Annotated in this window: 2 protein-coding genes; both read right to left on the bottom strand. The window is 41.6% G+C overall.

Annotation, left to right across the window (positions count from 1 at the left end; translation table 11 throughout):
- Nucleotides 1-278: 278 nt before the first annotated feature.
- On the bottom strand, nt 279-1,451 hold the full coding sequence (locus DB891_RS17360) for an IS91 family transposase (RefSeq protein ID WP_223256136.1): 1,173 nt from the start codon (nt 1,449-1,451) through the stop codon (nt 279-281).
- The gene (locus tag DB891_RS17355; RefSeq protein ID WP_223256137.1) at nt 1,444-2,274 is read right to left on the bottom strand and encodes a tyrosine-type recombinase/integrase; all 831 of its coding nucleotides are present in this window, start codon (nt 2,272-2,274) and stop codon (nt 1,444-1,446) included. Before DB891_RS17355 ends, DB891_RS17360 begins: the two co-directional genes overlap by 8 nt.
- Between the last annotated feature and the right edge of the window lie 150 nt (nt 2,275-2,424).

The following is a 2,424-nucleotide window of genomic DNA, read 5'->3' as shown; positions in this document are numbered from 1 at the left end:
AACATTTAGCAAACTAGGCGAGAAAAGCCCTTAGCAAGCCCCGAATTTGAAAGATTCCGGGGCTTTTCTTGTTTAGTTTGTGTTGACTGAGTGCCCCATTTTTTGGGTTTTCTCGATAGGGGGATTAGTAGCTTTTGGGTTTTCTTTTGATTTTTTTTTGAGGTAATCAAAAGCAAGAATGCTATCTTTTTTTTCTTTTTGGGACAGAGTTTCCCTTACCCATAATTGGTTTTTTTATTTTCGGTCTGTTTTGGAACCACTCGCTGTTTTTGCGGTTCCTATCCAAAAGGCGAAGCCTTGTTTTTGGCATTTATTATTCTCTCTATTTCTTTAATGTCTTGCGTTTGGGTTTTAAAATACCGAACCGTGTTTATGATACGCAAACGACCGTGGGTGCAACAGGGGCATTTGAAAATGTCCTTTCCATACTTTTCCAACATTCTGATCGCTACGGGGAGTTGCACCATTTGAGTTATTGGCTTGAGTTGTAGATATTGCCTGATTTGCTGCAATCTCGTTCGTTTTCCGTGATTCTGCATAAAACCGTAATGCCTGATTTTGGTGAAACGTTTGGGCAGTATGTGCATTTCGAATCGTCGTAAAAACTCGTCTCGCAACATGGGTTTTATTTTTGTTTTATCACCATCGGCATAATCTTTGTATCGAAAGTTGACGTGCGTATCGGTTACCGAGACGATTCTATGCTTGGTAATGGCAATTTTGTGGCTGTAGCGTCCCAAATATTCCACCACCTGACTTGGTCCTCCAAAAGGGGCTTTGGCATACACATTCCAGCGTTTTTTATCCACTTCGTTTACAATATTCCCCAAATCCAAACCTTGGGTTTGCAACTCCATCTTTTGGATTCTTTTCAGGAAAATGCCTTTGTACATCTTACTCAAACTCTTTTCTGGAAACAAGAAGTTGTCTTTTACGCGTTTGGCTTGCACCCATTTTTGCCCATCAAAACCACCACCAGTAACGATGCAATGCACATGGGGATGAAAATTGAGTTGCTGTCCCCAGGTATGCAAAACCATCGTAATTCCACAATCGGCACCCAGATAATTGGGCATCCTACCATGATTTAGAATGGTTTGGGAAGCGGCGTCAAAAAGCAGCTTGAACAACACTTTTCTGTTGCGAATAATCAGCGGATTGAATTCGTGTGGCAGAGTAAAGACCAAGTGGTAATAAGGCGTGGGTAACAATTCACTCATTCGATTATCAATCCATTGTTCGCGTTTGAGTCCGCCACAATTCGGACAATGCCGGTTGCCGCAACTGTGGTATTGAAATTGTTCTTTTCGGCATGTTGTATCATCGCAACGCAACCTGTGATATCCCATTTTGGCAGTATGACAACGAGTTAATTGATCGAAAACACCTTTAGAATAAGCGTTAAACCCTTTGGTAGAAGCCTCTAGAAATACCCTTTGCAAGTCATTCATTTGTGTTTAATAAAAAATCCAACGGCGAACAAAGTGCAGCGCGTTTCTTTTGTTGCAGATGCAAATAAATCATCGTGGTTTCGATTTTGGAATGTCCCAAAAGTTCCTTGATGGTGTGAATATCATTACCTTGATCGAGCAAATGTGTGGCAAATGAATGCCGAAGCGAATGCGAAGAAAAACCGAATCTTTCGAGTCCACTATCTTTCATGGCTTTGCGCACTGCGTCCTGTATACTGCGCTCATTATGTGGTAATCCCAATTTATGCCCTTCAAATAGGTAGATTTTGGGGCGATAGTGGCGGTAATAAGCTTCCATTTCCGGCAGTAGATGCTTGGGCAAAAGCGTGAATCTGTCTTTGTTACCTTTACCACCCTCAATTTTGATTTGAAAATTCTTGCGGTCGATACATTCCATTTTTAAACCGCAGAGCTCCCCAAGACGCATTCCTGTGCCATAAAACAATCCTATGACCAATTTGTGCTTGGGATTTTTGATACTCTCCAACAAGTGAATCACTTGCTCTTGGGAGAGAATCTCGGGAAGTCTGAACTCTTTTCGGGGGTATAATTCGGAAGCAAAAACCAGTGGGGTTCTAAAAATGTGCTTGTAGAAAAAACTGGCCGCAGCGGCAAAAAGACGGCATTTATCACGCCCCACTCCGTGTTCCCGTTTAACGAAATTAAGATAACCGACGAGGTCTTTGTGAACCAAATCCCTTGGGTGTTGATCGTGGAAATGGGCAAAGAGATAGCGCATTTCCCGAAGGTAGTTCACGATACTCTTGGGTGCATAGCCTTTGGCATTCATAACATTGGACAATTCCAAAAGTAGCTCGCAAGCAACAGGATTTAAGGGGACTTTTCCTAATTCACTTTTTTAAAAACATTCATATCTATAAGTATTGATTTACAAATAAATATAGCTATTTTTGAGCAGTATACGATTCACCCGCAGGGTGTCAGTTCAACA

Source organism: Flavobacterium laiguense, assembly GCF_003097655.1.
GTDB lineage: Bacteria > Bacteroidota > Bacteroidia > Flavobacteriales > Flavobacteriaceae > Flavobacterium > Flavobacterium laiguense.
This window is presented reverse-complemented; position numbering and strand designations above follow the sequence as displayed.